Below are 15,200 nucleotides of genomic sequence, written 5' to 3'. Positions count from 1 at the left end.
GGCCGAGGTTGACGGTCCCGCCCGAGAGCGCGGCACCGAGGGTGACGGCGTCGGCGCCGGTGCCGCCGGTGATGGTCTCGACGTTCGAGATCGTCAGCGTGTAGCCGCCATTGCCCAGGGTCAGCCGATCCAGCCCGGCCGCCAGGTCCACGGTCGAACCCGACAGCGCCCCCGTGACCGTCACCGTGTCGTCGAGCGTGCCGCCGGTCAGGGAGGTGAAGCCCGCGAGGGTGATGATGTTGATCGAATTGCCGAGGGTGACGGTACCGGACATGGGCTGATTCCTGCCGAGCTATTGCAGAGATCGGCCTCTTGCCGACGGCGGCCCGATTTGGGCCCTGAAGTGGCATCTAGCGGGATCGCGGTAAATTCCGGCTTAACGGGAGGCCAGGGCGTCCTGCAGGCGCGGCAGCAGCGCGGCCCAATCGCCGGGAGCCGGCTGGCGCCAGAGTCGGAGGCTGCGGTACCAGGGCGTGGTCTCGCCCGCGGTGCCCCAGCGCCAGTCCGGCGCATGCGGCAGCAGCAGCCAGGTGGGCACGCCGAGCGTGCCGGCGAGATGCGCGACCGCGGTGTCCACCGTGATCAGCAGCTCCAGCCGGACCAGCGCCGCGGCGGTGGCGGCGAAATCGGCCAGGGTGGGGGAGAGATCCTCCAGCCGCCCGGCGAGGCCGGCGGCGGCGATGTCGGCCTGGCGCGGGCCGAGCTGCAGCGAGACCCAGCGGCGACCTGGCCGGGCCAGCAGCGGCGCCAGCAGCCCGAGCGGCAGGGACCGGTTGCGGTCGTTCAGGTGCTTCGGGTTGCCGGCCCAGACCAGGCCGGTGCGGCCGGGCTCCGGCCGCAGCGCGGCGGCGAGGCGGGACGGCGGCGGCCCGGGCAGTGCCTGGCCCAGCAGCAGCGGCAGGCTCAGCAGGGCGGCATGGGCGTCATGCGGCGGCACCGGGTCGCCGGCGGCGGCCACCGCATCCACGCCGGGCAGCCCGTGCAGCAGCGTGGCCAGCGGCGGCTGCACCTCCAGCACCAGCCGGCCGACCCGGGCGCGGGCGGCGGCGGCGTAGCGGCAGAACTGGATGGTGTCGCCGAGCCCCTGTTCCCAGTGCAGCAGCAGCGTGCCGCCGGGCAGTGGCCCGCCATCCCAGGCCGGGCTGGCGAAGCGGCGGCGGGGGGAGACGAAGCCGGCCGCCTGCCAGCGCCATTCGTGCTCGCGCCAGCCTTCGGCCCAGCGGCCCAGCAGCAGCAGCAGCAGGGCCCGGTTGTAGTGCAGGTCCGCATTGCCTGGGTCCAGGGCCAGGGCGCGGTCCTGCAGCGCCAGGGCCGCCTCCGGCTGGCCGGCGGCCTGGCGGATATTGGCCAGGTTGTTCAGGGTCTCGGCCGCCTCCGGCCGGGCGGCGAGGGCCCGGGCATAGGCCGCCTCGGCGCCGGCGAGGTCGCCGCGCGCCTGGCAGGCGCGGCCGAGGCCGTGCCAGCGTTCCCAGCCGGGGCGCAGCGCCGCGGCGCGGCGGAGGTGCAGCCAAGCCTCGTCGGCTTGGTCGGCCTCGAGCAGCGCCCGGCCGAGGTTCCAGCCGGCATCGGGGTGGTCCGGCACCGCCGCCAGCGCCTGGCGGTAGCGGCGGATGGCGGCCTCCCCGGCGCCCAGGCGGCGCAGCAGCACGCCGGCGTTGTTGGCGGCATCGGCGGCGGCGGGGTCGCCGGCGAGGATCCCGTCGTAGAGGGCGAGCGCCGCCGCGGCCTCCCCGGCCGCGGCCAGGCGGTGGGCCTCCGCCAGCGCCGCGCTCATGCCGCGGCGGGGCGGAGGTCGGCCCGCCATTCGGCCGAGCGCACCGGGGGCAGGCCGTTGACGGTGAAGCCGGGCGGCGCGGCGAGGATATTCGCGGCGGCGATGCCGCGGCAGAACTCGACCGGGCGCGCGTAGAAATTGCCCGGCTGCACATAGGGCACGACATGCCAGTAGGCGGCGTAGCGGAGCTCCGCGATGACTTGCAGCAGGGCCGCGACGGTGCCGGCGGCATCGGCCTCGAGGTAGAGCAGCGGGCGGTGGCGGGCGATGGTGGCGGCGGCGCCGCGCAGCACGAAGGCCTCCATGCCCGCGACGTCGGCCTTGATGAGCCGGCAGCGCGGCAGCTCGAGGCCATCGATGGTCATCACCGGGATGTGGGCGACGCGCGCGGCATCCGCCACGCCGCCGTGGCCGGGACGGGCATCGGGGCTCATGCGGGGGGGCGCGATGGTGCCGGGCGCCTCGCCCAGCGCGGCGTTCCAGCAGGTCAGGTGGTCCAGCGCGTTCAGCGCGGCATTGGCGACCAGGGTGCGGTGGACCTGCGGCTGCGGCTCGAAGGCATGGACCGCGCCCTGCGGCCCGACCAGCCGGGCCAGGGCGACGGCGAGGCTGCCGATACCGGCGCCGGCATCGACCGCGATGTCGCCGGGCTGCAGGACCTGGGCAAACAGCGCCACCGCGGCCTCGGCGTATTCGCCATAGGTCTCGAGCAGCCGGCCGACCTTGCCGTCCTGGCTGTCCAGCAGCATCAGCCCCTGGCGGCAGGCCTGCAGCCGGTTGCGCCCGGTGGGGGGGATCAGGCTGCGGGTGGCGGCATCGTGCAGCAGCGGCGCGGCGACCGGCTCCGGACGGCGGCGCAGGACGAATTCGATGGCGCATTCGGCGACCGGTCCCATGGTCTGGTCGCCCGGCAGCTCGGGGCGGAAGAAGTCGCGCACCACCTGCAGCCGCTCGAGCTCGACCAGCCCGCCGAATTCGCGGGCGAGGTCGAGCAGGTTCACCGACTTCGGCGCCCAGCTCTCGGCCTTGAAGGCGGTGAAGCTCCACTTGTGGTCGGCATTGGCGCGGCTCGGCCATTGGCCGCGCTCGTACATGTCCTCGTCGGGGACGGTGATGACGAGGTGGCCGCCGGGCCGCGTCACCCGGATCCAGTGGGACAGCGCCACCCGCGGGTCGACCACGTGCTGCAGGCAGTGGTTGGCATGGACCAGGTCGAAGCTGGCATCGGCGAGGCCGGAGAGGTACTGCGCGTCGCCATCCGGCAGGTCCCATTCGCGGACGGCGGCGAGGCGGGGGAAGACCCCGACATGCCGGGCGAGGCCATCCGGGCCGGCGCCGATGTCGAGCGCCTCCCCGGCCATGTAGCGGGTGACGAAGGCGGCGTCGGCGATGCGGCGCTTGGCCGCCTTGGACTGCTCGTGCATGGGCTACCCGGCGGCCAGGGATGCGGGGATGGGGGCGAGCCCGGCCAGCGCCGCGGCCAGGGCGGCGACCGGGGCGGACCAGTCGCCCGGCGCCGCCTGCCGCAGCAGCCGGCCGGAGGGGTACCAGGGGGTGTCGTCGCGGCCGGGCAGCCAGCGCCAGTCGGGCGCGAAGGGCAGCAGGGCGAGGAAGCGCAGGCCGAGCGCGCCGGCCAGGTGCAGCACCGCGGTATCGACCGTGACCAGCAGGTCCAGCCGCGTCAGCGCCGCGGCGGTCTCGCCGAAGTCGGTCAGTTCGGGTGAGAGATCCTCGAGCTGCGGGCCGAGGCCGAGCCGGGCGATCTCCGCCGCGCGCGGGCCGGCCTGCAGCGCCAGGAAGCGCAGGCCGGGCATGGCCAGCAGCGGCGCCAGCGCGGCCAGGCCGATGGAGCGCCGGGCGTCGTTGGCATGGCTGGGACGGCCGGCCCAGACCAGCCCGACCCGGGGCGGGCCGCCATCCTCCGGCAGCCGCCCGGCCCAGCGGGCGGCGGCGGCGGCCGGCGGCCGCAGGTAGGGCGCCGCGGGGATGGTGGCCGGGGTGGTCGCGAAGGCGCGCGGCAGGCTCAGCAGCGGGCAGTGCAGGTCGAAGGCGGGGAGGGGGCTGCCCTCGGCGACCGGCTCGGCCGGCAGGCCGGCGGCGAGCGGCAGCAGCGCCGCCGGCAGCTCCAGCAGCAGCCGGGCGCCGCTGGCCGCCGCCTGCGGCAGGTAGCGCAGCATCATCAGCGTGTCGCCGAAGCCCTGCTCGGCATGCAGCAGCAGGGTGCGGCCGGGAGCGGGCTCGCCCTGCCAGAGCGGCTGGGCGAAGCCGCGCGGGCGGGTGGGGAAGCCGGGCACCCGCCAGCGCCACTCGGCGCCCTCCCAGGCCGCCGCCCAGTCGCCGCGGAGGAAGTCGGTGACGGCGAGGTTCCAGCGGGTCTCGGCATGGTCGGGGCGGAGCGCCAGGGCGGCGTGGTAGGCGGCGGCGGCCTCCTCCAGCCGGTTCTGCGCTCGCAGCGCCCGGCCGAGGTTGGCCCGGGCCAGCAGGTGCCGCGGGTCGAGCGCCAGGGCGCGGCGGTGGGCGGCCTCGGCCTCCCCGTCGCGGCCGAGCAGCTGCAGCGCGGTGCCGAGGCCGTGCCAGGCCTCGGCGCAACCGGGGGCGAGGCGGGTGGCCTCGTGCAGCGGCGCCAGGGCGGCGGCCGCGTCGCCGGTCCGCTGGGCGAGCAGGCCGAGGTTGACCCAGGGCATCCACCAGCCCGGCGCGGCCCGGATGGCGGCGGTGAATTCGCCCTTCGCCTCAGCGGCCAGGCCGCGGCCGAGGAAGAGCGTGCCGAGGGCGTTGCGGGCGGTGGCCAGCCCCGGGTCCAGGACGCGGGCGCGGCAGAGGGCGGCGGTGGCCTCGCCGGGGCGGCCGAGGGCCTGCAGCGCCAGGCCGGCGCCGGCCCAGGCCTGGGCGCAGCCGGGGGCGAGGGCGGTGGCGCGGCCGAACAGCGCCAGGGCCCGGTGCCGGTCGCCCGCGGCGGCGCAGCGGTCGGCGGCCGCGAGCAGCCCGGCCGTGTCCCGGGCGGGGCCCGGCGGCGCTGGATTGTCCACACCCGCCGCGCCCGACGCCGCCATGCCGCTTGCACTCCGCGCTGCGGCGCGGAAGGGCGCGCCGGAGATTGGTCCGGCGCGACCCTAGGGGGCGGAGGGCTGCGGAAGCGTTAAGGCCGGGGGTGGCCTACCAGCCGTAGCGCGGCGGCGGGGCGTAGTAGCGCGGCGGCGGCGGCGCGTAGTAGCGCGGCGGCGGGGCGTAGTAGGCCGGCGGCGGCGCGTAGTAGACCGGCGGCGGCGGCCGGTAGTAGGGCCGCGGCGGCGGCGCGTAGTAGCGCGGCGGCGGGGCGTAGTAGCCGCCACCCCGGCCGTACCAGTGGCCGTGGGCCTGGCCGGCCGCGGGTGCCAGCGTCAGCCCCGACACCAGGGCCGCCGTGGCGATCAGGACGATGCGAAGGGCACGCATGGTGAGCCGAACCTCCTTGCTTGTGCGGATCATAGCGCCCCGCCTGCGGCGGAAACGCGGCAATCCGGCGGCCCGGGCGCGGCAGTGAATCACGCCCCGGCGATCCTGGCCGGCCGGCCGCCGTCACCCGCCGGCGAAGACCCGGCGGAAGATGGTCTCCACATGGGTGAAGTCCCGCTGCGGGTCCATGGCCGCGTCGAGGGAAGCGGCATCCAGCGTCACCCCCGGCTCCTCCAGCAGGTTGTCGCGGAAGCTGCGGGCCTCGGGGCTGCCCAGCGCCCGCCAGGTGGCCATGGCGGCGGACTGCACCGCGGCATAGGCCTCCTCGCGGCTCATCCCGGCCTGGGTCAGCGCCAGCAGCACCTTCTGGGAATGCACGACGCCGCCCAGGCTCTCCAGGTTCTGCGCCATGCGGGCGGGGTAGACGGTCAGCTTCTCCATCATCCCGGTCAGCCGCGAGAGGGCGAAGTCGAGGCCGATGGTGGCATCGGGCGCGATCACCCGCTCGACGCTCGAGTGGCTGATGTCGCGCTCGTGCCAGAGGGTGACGTTCTCCAGCGCCGGCACGACGTGGCTGCGGACCAGCCGGGCGAGGCCGGTCAGGTTCTCGCTCAGCACCGGGTTGCGCTTGTGCGGCATGGAGGAGGAGCCCTTCTGCCCGGCGTGGAAGAATTCCTCCGCCTCGCGGACCTCGCTCCGCTGCAGGTGGCGGACCTCGGTGGCCAGCCGCTCGATCCCGGCCGCGACCACGGCCAGGGCGCTGAAGAAGGCGGCGTGGCGGTCGCGCGGGATGACCTGGGTCGAGACCGGCTCGACCGCGAGGCCGAGCCTGGCGGCGACGAATTCCTCCACGCGGGGATCGACGCTGGCGAAGGTGCCGACCGGGCCGCTGATGGCGCAGGTGGCGATCTCCGCCCGGGCGGCGACGAGCCGGGCGCGGTTGCGGGTGAACTCGGCGTAGTAGCCGGCCAGCTTGAGGCCGAAGGTGGTGGGCTCGGCCTGGATGCCGTGGCTGCGGCCGATCGTCGGGGTGAGCTTGTGCTCCTGCGCCCGGGCCTTCAGCGCCGCGAGCAGGGCGTCGAGGTCGGCGATCAGCAGGTCGGCGGCGCGGCTGAGCTGCACCGCGAGGCAGGTGTCCAGCACGTCGGAGCTGGTCATGCCCTGGTGCATGAAGCGGGCCTCCGGGCCGATGCCCTCGGCCATGAAGGTGAGGAAGGCGATGACGTCGTGCCGGGTGACCCGCTCGATGGCGTCGATCGCCTCGACCTCGGCCGGGCCGATGGCGGCGGCGCGGGGGGCGCCCCTGGCGCGGATCGCGGCGGCGGCCTCGGCCGGGATGGTGCCGAACTCGGCCATGGCCTCGGCGGCCAGGGCCTCGATCTCGAACCAGATCCGGTAGCGTTCCTCGGGGGACCAGATGGCGGCCATCTGCGGGCGGGAATAGCGGGGGACCATCGCGGCCTCGGTCGTTCGGGCCGGCGCCCGGCGGGCCGTGCGGCGGCGTCATGGGGGGCGGGCCCCTGGTCCTTGGCCGACCACGGGCCCGGTGCGGCGGCCTGCCGCTGGGGTCCCGGCCGCGCTCCGGCGCGGTGTGGACCCCGGGCGGGCAGATGGCAAGGTGGTGAATCTGGTTGATCGGGGTTGCGTAAAGATTGCGGTTTATTTATCTGCGGCCGGTCAGCCCCCGTTCAAGCCGCAGCGCCCCCGCCAGGAGCCCCCGTCCCGATGCCCGATTGGATTGTCCCGCTCGCCCAGGTGCTGTTCATCGACCTTGTCCTGGCGGGGGACAACGCCATCGTGGTCGGCATGGCCGCCGCCGGCCTGCCGGTCGAGCAGCGGCGCAAGGCGATCTTCTGGGGCATCATCGCCGCCACCATCATGCGCATCGGCTTCGCCGCGGTGACCGCGCAGCTGCTGGCGATCGTCGGCATCACCCTGGCCGGCGGCGTGCTGCTGCTCTGGGTCTGCTGGAAGATGTTCCGCGAGCTGCGCTCGCACGACCACGTGGAGGCCCTGCCCGAGGGCGAGGAGGCGGCGGTGCCGGCCGGCAAGACCCTGCCGCAGGCCATCACCCAGATCCTGGTCGCCGACATCTCCATGAGCCTCGACAACGTGCTCGCGGTGGCGGGGGCGGCCAAGGACCATACCTGGGTGCTGGTGGCCGGGCTCGCCATCTCGGTCGTGCTGATGGGCGTGGCGGCGACGCTGATCGCCAACCTGCTGAACAAGCACCGCTGGATCGCCTGGGTCGGGCTCGTGGTGATCCTGTATGTCGCGGCGGACATGATCTGGCAGGGTACCCACCAGGTCGCCGACCAAGTGCCGGGCGCCTATGCCTACCTGCTGCTGCCGCTCGGCTACCTGGCGCTGCCGCATGTCTTCCCCGCCTGGATCTGGGCGGTGGCGACGGCGGCCCAGGTCGTCGGCATCGCCGCCCTGGCCATGGCGACGGTCACGCTGCTGCAGCGCTCGCCCAAACCCAAGGCCTGAATTCGCGGTAATGTCGAGGCGGGCAGGGCCGGAGATGGCCCGCCCGTCGCGGCTTTGGGCGCCTCCGGGCCGCTTCACAGGCCGAAAACGCTCCCCTAGGGTGCGGCGCGCCGGGCATCCGGCCTCAATCGCCAGCACTTCAGGGCCGGAGCTTGCCTAATGGATTTAACGTCGATCGCCGAGAGCTGGAATTGGCTCCTCCTCCTGCAGATTCTCGGGGTCAATATCGTCCTCTCCGGGGACAACGCCGTGCTCATCGCCCTGGCCGCGGCGGGGCTGCCGGCCGATCAGCGTCCCAAGGCCATCATGTTCGGCATGGTGCTGGCGGTGGTGCTGCGGATCGTGCTCAGCCTGCTGGCGGTGCAGCTGCTGGCGGTGCCCGGCCTGTTGCTGGCCGGCGGCCTGGTGCTGCTCTGGATCGCCTATAGCTTCTTCAAGGAGCTGCGCGACGAGGACAAGAACGACGCGGACGGCCACCAGGCGGTGCACGAGACCAAGACCATGGCGACGGCGCTGCGCCAGATCGTCATCGCCGATGTCTCGATGAGCCTCGACAACGTCCTCGCGGTGGCCGGGGCCGCGGTCGGCAACACGCCGATGCTGGTCGTCGGGCTGGTGATCTCCATCCTGCTGATGGGCGTGGCGGCGACGCTGATCTCGAAGCTGCTCGAGCGCTACCGCTGGATCGCCTATGTCGGCGTCGCGCTGATCGTCTGGATCGGCCTCAAGATGGTCTACGAGGACGGGCACCGGCTGCTGACCCTGTACGGCCCGGGCCATGCGGCGCTGCAGCTGCGCCCGGCCCTGGTGGTCGCGGCGACGCCGGCCGGGCCGGCGGGCTGAGCCGCGCCATGGCGGCCGGCCGGGTGCGGCGGGGGCTGCTGCCGCTGCCGGTCGGGCTGGGGATGCTGGCCCTCGCGGGCTGCGCCCCGATGCCGGGGCAACCCACCGCCACCGCGGCGAGGCGGGCGGTGCCCGTCGCCGAGCTGGCCGCCCGGCTGCCGGCCGAGGCCGCCGGCTTCCGCCGCGGCGCCACCATCGCCCTGGCCCAGGCCGGCGAGGAGGGCCGCGAGACCGCCTACCGCACCCTGGGCCGCACCGCCGCCGGCGCCACCGTGACCCTGGCCCGCCTGCCCGGCGCCGCCGTGCCGGAGGGCGCCGAGGGCCCGGCGGTCGAGGCCGCCTTCGCGGCGCTGGTGCAGGAGGCCACCCGGCCGCTGCCGCAGCAGCGGCTGCAGGATGGGCCGCGGTTCACCCTGGACGGCGGGCTGCGCTGCACCGAGACCGAGGGCGCCTACGGCCGGGAACGGGTGGAGGGGCTGCTCTGCGCCGGCGGCCTGGGCGGCGGGTTGCTGCGGCTGCGGGTGACCATGCCGCAGCAGGACCCGGCGCCGGCCGATGCCCGGGCCTTCGCCAGCAGCATCCTGGCGGCCCTGCGGGTCCCCTGACATCGCGGCCGCGACGCCCCACCTTCCCGGCATGAGCCATTCGCCCCTCGAGGTCTTCGACCGACGCCTGGTCCGGCTGCGCCGGGACCGCGCCGCCGCCACCGTGGCGCAGGTCGCGCCGGTGCTGGAGGCGGCGGCCGAGCGGCTGCTCGACCGGCTGGACGACACCACCCGCCGCTTCAGCCGGGCGCTCGAGATCGGCGGCCGCGGGGTGGTGGCGCCGCTGCTGCGGGCGCGTGGCATCCCGCTGGTGGTCTCGATGGACCTCTCGGCCCGGATGGCGGCCGGGGCCGGCGGCCTGCCGCTGGCCGGGGACGAGGAGGCGCTGCCCTTCGCGCCGGAGAGCTTCGACCTGATCGTGGCCAACCTGTCGCTGCACTGGGTGAACGACCTGCCGGGGGCGCTGGTGCAGCTCCGCCGGGCGCTGCGGCCGGACGGGCTGTTCCTCGCCTCCCTGCCGGGGCTGGGCACCCTGCAGGAGCTGCGGGAGGCGCTGGCGGGGGCGGAAAGCGCGCTGCGCGGCGGCCTCTCGCCGCGGGTCTCGCCCTTCCCCGAGCTGCGCGACCTGGCCGGGCTGCTGCAGCGGGCCGGCTTCGCCCTGCCGGTGGCGGATGGCGAGGGGCTGCCGGTCCGCTACCGCACGCCCCTGGCGCTGCTGCACGACCTGCGGGCGGCGGGGGAGGCCAACGCGGTGCTGGCGCGGGATGCGCGGGTGCCGCCGCGGGCGCTGCTGCCGATGGCCCTGGCCAGCCTGCCGCGGGATGCGGCGGGCATCCCGGTGACGCTGCGGCTGCTGGTGATGACCGGCTGGGCGCCGCACGAGAGCCAGAGCAGGCCGGCGCGGCCGGGGAGCGCCAATGCCCGGCTGGCGGATGCGCTGGGAGCGGAGGAGCGCAGCGCCGGGGAGAAGGCGGGCTGACCCGGCCCCCGCGCCCTAACCCCGGAACGGTTCGCCGGCGCAGCCCGCACGCCGGTGCGATTCCTCCGATACCCGCTTGGCCTTGCACCGGGCGGCCCCGGCGAGCATCTTGAGGGCAATTCCTCAAGCAGAGACAGCCAAAGCCCATGGACCAGCAGGGCGGCGACGGACGCCGCATCACCCTCCATACGCCCGAGGATTTCGCCGGCATGCGCCGCGCCGGGCAACTCGCGGCGGAGACGCTCGACCTCATCACGCCGCATGTCCGCCCCGGCGTGACCACGGCCGAGCTCGACCGCATCTGCCACGAGCACATCCTGGCCCAGGGCGCGGTGCCGGCGCCGCTGGGCTACCGCGGCTATCCGAAGTCGATCTGCACCTCGATCAACCACGTGGTCTGCCACGGCATCCCGGGCGAGCGGGTGCTGGCGGAAGGCGACCTCATCAACATCGACGTCACCGTCATCCTCGACGGCTGGCACGGCGACACCAGCCGGATGTACGTGGCCGGCGCCGCCTCGACCAAGGCGCGGCTGCTGCTCGACGTCACCTATGACTCGATGATGAAGGGGGTCGAGGCGGTGCGGCCGGGGGCGACCCTCGGCGACATCGGCCATGCCATCCAGGCCTATGTCGAGCGCCACCGCTTCACCGTGGTGCGGGACTTCTGCGGCCACGGCATCGGCCGGCGCTTCCACGAGCCGCCGAACGTGCTGCACTTCGGCCGCCCGGGCGAGGGCCCGGTGCTGAAGCCCGGCATGTTCTTCACCATCGAGCCGATGGTGAACGCCGGCCGGCCGGAGGTGAAGATCCTCGACGACGGCTGGACCGCGGTGACCCGGGACCGCAGCCTCTCGGCGCAGTTCGAGCACATGGTCGGGGTGACGGCGACGGGGGTGGAGATCTTCACCCTCTCCCCCGGCGGGCTGCACCGGCCGCCCTACCAGCCCTGAGGGCGGGCCGAAAATAGCTGTTGGTTTCGGTCTCGAATCGCCGCATTTTCCCGCAGGACGCAGCGGGGCATCGGGCGATGCGCAGAGCGGGAGAGCGGAAGGGCCTCGCCGAGGCCGGGTTGGCGGGGCTCCCGCTCGAGCTGCCGCGGGCCTGCGGCCCCGCGGGGCCACGGCCGGCGCCACCGCCGGACCCGCCCGGCCACCTCGGGCACCGCGAACGGATGCGGCAGCGGCTGCTGCTGGCCGGGCCGGACGCATTGGCCGACTACGAGCTGCTGGAGATGGTGCTGTTCCTCGCCCTGCCGCGGCAGGACACCAAGCCGCTCGCCCGCGCCCTGATCGCCCGCTTCGGCAGCTTCGCCAACGCGATCGCCGCGCCGCTGGCGGAGCTGCGCCAGGTGGAGGGCATCCGGGACGCCGGGGCGGCGGCGCTCAAGACGGTGCAGGCGGCGGCGTTGCGGCTGGCCGGGGCCGAGCTGCGCGGCCGCGACCTGCTGGCCAACTGGGAGCAGTTGCTCGCCTACCTCAACGCCCATGTCGCCCGGGCGCCGGTGGAGGAGGTGCATGTGCTCTTCCTCGATACCCGGAACCGGCTGCTGGCCGATGAGGTGCAGGGCCGCGGCACGGTGAACCATACGCCGGTCTATCCGCGGGAGGTGGTGAAGCGGGCGCTGGAGCTGCAGGCGACGGCGCTGATCCTGGTGCACAACCACCCGAGCGGCGACCCGACCCCGTCGCGGGCGGACATCGAGATGACGGCCGAGATCAAGGCGGCGGCCGCGGTCTTCGGCGTCGTGCTGCACGACCACCTGATCATCGGCAACGGCCGGCAGACCTCCCTCCGGCGGGAGGGCTTGCTCTGACCGTGATCCAGGGCATCGAGGACGGCTGTTGACCGAAACCATCGCATCCCGGCAGGCTCCGCCCATGCGCAACCTGCCATTGCTGATCGCGACCTGCACGCTGCTGACCGGCTGCGGCCTGGCCGGCGCTGCCCTGGCGCAGCCGAAGCCGCCGCCGCTGGGGATGGAGCCGATGCCGCCCGGCGGCAAGCCGCCGCCCCTGGGGGGGCCGCAGTCGTCGCGGGTCCAGCCCTCGGCCCGGCCGACGCTGCCGCCGCCGGAGGCGGGGGGCGGCGGCACCAAGCCGCCGCCGCTGCCGCCGGGGAGCGGGCCCTTCGGCGGCAGCCGCGCCGTTTCCTCCGGCACCGGCTTCGTGGTCGCGCCGGGGCGGCTGCTAACCAACCATCACGTGGCCAATCACTGCACCGAGATGCGGGTCCGCACCGCGGCCGGGGCGGAGCTGACGGCACGGGTGCAGGCGACCGACGAACGGCGCGACCTGGCGCTGCTGACGGTGCAGGGGGATCCCGGGCCGGTGCTGAGCTTCCGCGCCGGGCCCGAGGTGCGGCGCGGCGAGGGGGTGGTGACCTACGGCTTCCCGCTGGCCGGGCTGCTCTCCTCCGGCCCGACCCTGACCACGGGGGAGGTCTCGGCGCTGGGCGGGATGCGGGACAACCAGAGCCAGTTCCAGATCAGCGCGCCGGTGCAGCCCGGCAACTCGGGCGGGCCGCTGCTGGACCTCAGCGGCAACGTGATGGGGGTCGTGGTCTCGAAGCTCAACGCCCAGCGCATCGCCCAGAGCACCGGCGACATTCCGCAGAACGTGAATTTCGCGGTGAAGGGGGCGGAGGCCCTGGACTTCCTGCGCGCCAACGGGGTGCAGCCGCGGATGGCGCCGACCGGCATGATGGCGCGCAGTGCCGCCGAGGTGGGGGAGGTGGCGCATCCCTCCACCGTCTTCCTCCGCTGCATGCGCTAGCGTCGCCCCGCGGCTGTGCTAGAGCAGGGCCGACGGGGGCGTGCCGAAATGGTAGCCGGAAGGGACTTAAAATCCCTCGGGCGCGAGCCCGTGCGGGTTCGAATCCCGCCGCCCCTACCAGCCGACCGGCCTAGTGCCGGGTGCGTTCTTCCGCGTTGCGCTTGCGGGTGGCGGCCGCCTTCTTCGCCGCGGCCGAGCGGTCCGCCGCGCTGCGGCCGGCCGAGGCCTTGCCGCCGATGTCGCCGCCCTTTTTGGCGGAGACCTTCGTGTCGGGCTTGCCACGACCGGAGCCGCTCTGGTTGCCGCCCCCGGTCTCCTTGTTGACGGTGGCCCAAGCGCGGCCTTCCGCTTCGTCCGGCGGGGTGCCACGCGCCTCGTAGCTGGCCTCGATATGCGCTGCCTGGCGCTTCTGCTTCGGGGTGTAGCTGGACTTGTCGCCGCGGGGCATGGCCTGACCTCCTGCGTGGGTCCTGGAACAACCGGCGGGGGCGGCGCTGGTTCCACCGGCCGGCGGCATGCGGGGTGGCCGCGGGGCGTTGCACCGGGCCGCGGGCGCGGTTATAGGGCTTGCAGACCAGGAGAGGTGCCGGAGTGGTCGAACGGGTCGGTCTCGAAAACCGAAGTACGGGCAACTGTACCGTGGGTTCGAATCCCACCCTCTCCGCCAGTTCCCATACGAGCCGTGCTCTCCGCCAGACCGAGCGCCGCGCTTAGTGGCAGGTTTCCTGGGATTTTCGGGGCAAACCTGTTGACTGGCTCAGCCCGGAGACGCTCGAAAATCGCTCTCCCGAGGCCATTTTTCTCCGGACCTCCTGACTTGGCCGATTTGGTACGGAACTCAAAAAGCCAGGTAAAAGGCCGGTCTCAGCGCGGTGGGCACCTGCCATGGTTCGAACCCCTACTTGCCCGAATCCATACTCCGAGGGCGAACACTTGATCAGACCTGTGCGCGGGTGAGTTGCGGGCGCGGTCGCTCGCAAAGATCGCGGCAGATATGCCTGAAGGGGCTTTGGTCAAGCGGCTGGCCTGCCCCGCCCCTCGGATCTTTCGAGGGTGCCGCCCTGCAGTACATCGAGGCCGCGTATAAATCACGCAGCCTTCGACGCCATCAATTCAATGCGTCGGCGCAGATTTTGGGCCTTGCGGCCAACCGGACCTGCAACCCCGCCTTGGAAAGCCCGAGCCAGCGCATGTGCTGCAAGCCATTGCTGCGCCTGCAAGTGCCGAATACCTCCCCGATCCGTAACCGTCGTATGGATCCCCAGGCAAACGTGGCTCGACCCTATGGCGAATGCCGATTCAATCCGACGTTTGGTGGTGGCGGCAGTAGTCGCGGATTCCGCAGACGGCTTCCGGGATGTGGTGGTAGGCGCGGCCCACGTGGTAGCGGACTTCCTGCGGCCGTCCTGCAATCAGCTTCTCCACCTCCTCGGCTTCCGAGCAGGCGATGATCGGCAGCATGAGGCCGACATGGTCGTCGTGCTCAAACATGGGGCGCCAAGCGCCCGGCCAGCGCTTGACCGCGAGCATGAAGCCCGCGGCCCGGGGCTGGGCGAGGACGGTGCCGTCGTCGGTGCGCATATAGATGGGGCGCCAGCGCCGGCCTTGTCCAATTTGGAGGTCCATGGCGTAGGCCCAGAGCCGGCGGTCCATTGTCCGTCCCAGGCCGCGCTCGAGTGTCGGCAGCGGCGTGTCGTCTGCGAAGACTCTGGCGTTGCCGGTGAGGTGGGCGAGCGCCGAAGGCCTGCTGCACCAATGCCGCCAGCCCATCCATGCCGCGCCGCGCATCGGTATGCCCGCAGGCCAGGAGGATGCGCGTCCCCGGTGCCGGGCCGATCATGGCGACGCCAGCGCGGCGAGCACCCGGCGCAGCGCAGCCCCGTCCGCATCGGCGCCGGCCCTCACGACCGCGCCGCCCGGCAGGACGATCTCCCTCTGGCCAGCTTCCGGCGCCGTGTCGGCTTTGACCGCAGGCGGACGTGGGGTGCGGCCTCAGATTCCACCGGTCGAGCCAAGCTGACTTGGACGAAGGCAGGCGCCGGCACCGGCGGCTCGCCCAATTCGTCAGCGAAGAACTGCTGCCGCCGCGTGTAGAGCAAGCCCGTGCCGATGCCCCAGCGGCGCGCCACCTCCGCCGGCGTCGCGCCCGGCCGCATCGCCTCCGCCACAATCGCGAGTTTCTGCTCCACCCACCAAGCCCGGCGCCGCTCACCGCGGGTCACCACCTCCACCACCTCGCTACGCGCGCTCATACGTCGTCTCGTATAAGCGCTCGTCGCCTCCGCCTCGATCTCCATCGCGACATCAGCCGCAACAGCGTACTAGAGCACATTGAGGTTGCGCGGAATCGCGCGTTCTGA

The 15,200-nt window shown here is 73.9% G+C and carries 15 protein-coding genes, 2 tRNA genes and 1 pseudogene; 9 read left to right on the top strand and 9 right to left on the bottom strand.

Annotation, left to right across the window (positions count from 1 at the left end; genetic code table 11):
- The 6 genes from QWZ14_RS03195 to purB all read right to left on the bottom strand — a co-directional run.
- Nucleotides 1-274: hypothetical protein (locus tag QWZ14_RS03195; RefSeq protein ID WP_290315121.1), on the bottom strand; the 274-nt coding region annotated here is incomplete at its 3' end.
- 102 nt (nt 275-376) lie between these two features.
- On the bottom strand, nt 377-1,804 hold the full coding sequence (locus tag QWZ14_RS03190; protein ID WP_290315120.1) for a tetratricopeptide repeat-containing glycosyltransferase family protein: 1,428 nt from the start codon (nt 1,802-1,804) through the stop codon (nt 377-379).
- The gene (locus tag QWZ14_RS03185; RefSeq protein ID WP_290315119.1) at nt 1,771-3,198 is read right to left on the bottom strand and encodes an FkbM family methyltransferase; all 1,428 of its coding nucleotides are present in this window, start codon (nt 3,196-3,198) and stop codon (nt 1,771-1,773) included. Before QWZ14_RS03185 ends, QWZ14_RS03190 begins: the two co-directional genes overlap by 34 nt.
- Nucleotides 3,199-3,201: 3 nt before the next feature.
- Nucleotides 3,202-4,827 carry a tetratricopeptide repeat protein gene (locus tag QWZ14_RS03180; RefSeq protein WP_290315118.1) on the bottom strand — a complete coding sequence of 542 codons (1,626 nt, stop codon included), beginning with the start codon at nt 4,825-4,827 and terminating at the stop codon, nt 3,202-3,204.
- A 103-nt stretch (nt 4,828-4,930) separates the two neighbouring features.
- Nucleotides 4,931-5,209, bottom strand: a complete 279-nt coding sequence (locus tag QWZ14_RS03175; RefSeq protein WP_290315117.1) for a hypothetical protein — start codon at nt 5,207-5,209, stop codon at nt 4,931-4,933.
- 123 nt (nt 5,210-5,332) lie between these two features.
- A complete protein-coding gene (gene purB / locus QWZ14_RS03170) occupies nt 5,333-6,664 on the bottom strand; it encodes an adenylosuccinate lyase (RefSeq protein WP_290315116.1) in 1,332 nt (443 codons plus the stop codon).
- Between the two features lie 270 nt (nt 6,665-6,934).
- Between purB and QWZ14_RS03165 the strand changes: the two are divergent.
- The 8 genes and pseudogenes from QWZ14_RS03165 to QWZ14_RS03130 form a co-directional block, all read left to right on the top strand.
- Nucleotides 6,935-7,537 (top strand): annotated as a pseudogene (locus QWZ14_RS03165) (TerC family protein); the annotation flags it as partial.
- 321 nt (nt 7,538-7,858) lie between these two features.
- Nucleotides 7,859-8,542, top strand: a complete 684-nt coding sequence (locus tag QWZ14_RS03160; protein ID WP_290315115.1) for a TerC family protein — start codon at nt 7,859-7,861, stop codon at nt 8,540-8,542.
- A gap of 8 nt (nt 8,543-8,550) precedes the next feature.
- A complete protein-coding gene (locus tag QWZ14_RS03155) occupies nt 8,551-9,147 on the top strand; it encodes a hypothetical protein (protein WP_290315114.1) in 597 nt (198 codons plus the stop codon).
- Between the two features lie 31 nt (nt 9,148-9,178).
- Nucleotides 9,179-10,066 carry a methyltransferase domain-containing protein gene (locus QWZ14_RS03150; protein ID WP_290315113.1) on the top strand — a complete coding sequence of 296 codons (888 nt, stop codon included), beginning with the start codon at nt 9,179-9,181 and terminating at the stop codon, nt 10,064-10,066.
- Between the two features lie 146 nt (nt 10,067-10,212).
- Complete coding sequence (gene map, locus QWZ14_RS03145) at nt 10,213-11,019, top strand: type I methionyl aminopeptidase (protein WP_290315112.1); 807 nt, start codon at nt 10,213-10,215, stop codon at nt 11,017-11,019.
- A 77-nt stretch (nt 11,020-11,096) separates the two neighbouring features.
- Nucleotides 11,097-11,882: a RadC family protein gene (gene radC / locus QWZ14_RS03140; protein ID WP_290315111.1), complete on the top strand. Its 786-nt coding sequence runs from the start codon at nt 11,097-11,099 to the stop codon at nt 11,880-11,882.
- Between the two features lie 64 nt (nt 11,883-11,946).
- Complete coding sequence (locus QWZ14_RS03135; protein ID WP_290315110.1) at nt 11,947-12,840, top strand: S1C family serine protease; 894 nt, start codon at nt 11,947-11,949, stop codon at nt 12,838-12,840.
- A 34-nt stretch (nt 12,841-12,874) separates the two neighbouring features.
- A tRNA-Leu gene (locus QWZ14_RS03130) sits at nt 12,875-12,960 on the top strand.
- A gap of 10 nt (nt 12,961-12,970) precedes the next feature.
- On the opposite strand, the gene QWZ14_RS03125 is transcribed toward QWZ14_RS03130, so the two are convergent.
- On the bottom strand, nt 12,971-13,288 hold the full coding sequence (locus tag QWZ14_RS03125) for a plasmid stabilization protein (protein WP_290315109.1): 318 nt from the start codon (nt 13,286-13,288) through the stop codon (nt 12,971-12,973).
- Nucleotides 13,289-13,417: 129 nt separating this feature from the next.
- Between QWZ14_RS03125 and QWZ14_RS03120 the strand changes: the two genes are divergently transcribed.
- Nucleotides 13,418-13,507 (top strand) — tRNA-Ser (locus QWZ14_RS03120).
- 632 nt (nt 13,508-14,139) lie between these two features.
- Here the strand turns inward: QWZ14_RS03120 and QWZ14_RS03115 are convergent.
- Nucleotides 14,140-14,628 (bottom strand): hypothetical protein, encoded by a 489-nt coding sequence (locus QWZ14_RS03115; RefSeq protein WP_290315108.1) that lies wholly within the window; start codon nt 14,626-14,628, stop codon nt 14,140-14,142.
- 113 nt (nt 14,629-14,741) lie between these two features.
- Nucleotides 14,742-15,137 carry a transposase gene (locus tag QWZ14_RS03110; protein WP_290315107.1) on the bottom strand — a complete coding sequence of 132 codons (396 nt, stop codon included), beginning with the start codon at nt 15,135-15,137 and terminating at the stop codon, nt 14,742-14,744.
- Between the last annotated feature and the right edge of the window lie 63 nt (nt 15,138-15,200).

The organism is Paeniroseomonas aquatica, assembly GCF_030409335.1.
Taxonomy (GTDB): Bacteria; Pseudomonadota; Alphaproteobacteria; order Acetobacterales; family Acetobacteraceae; genus Belnapia; species Belnapia aquatica.
This window is presented reverse-complemented; position numbering and strand designations above follow the sequence as displayed.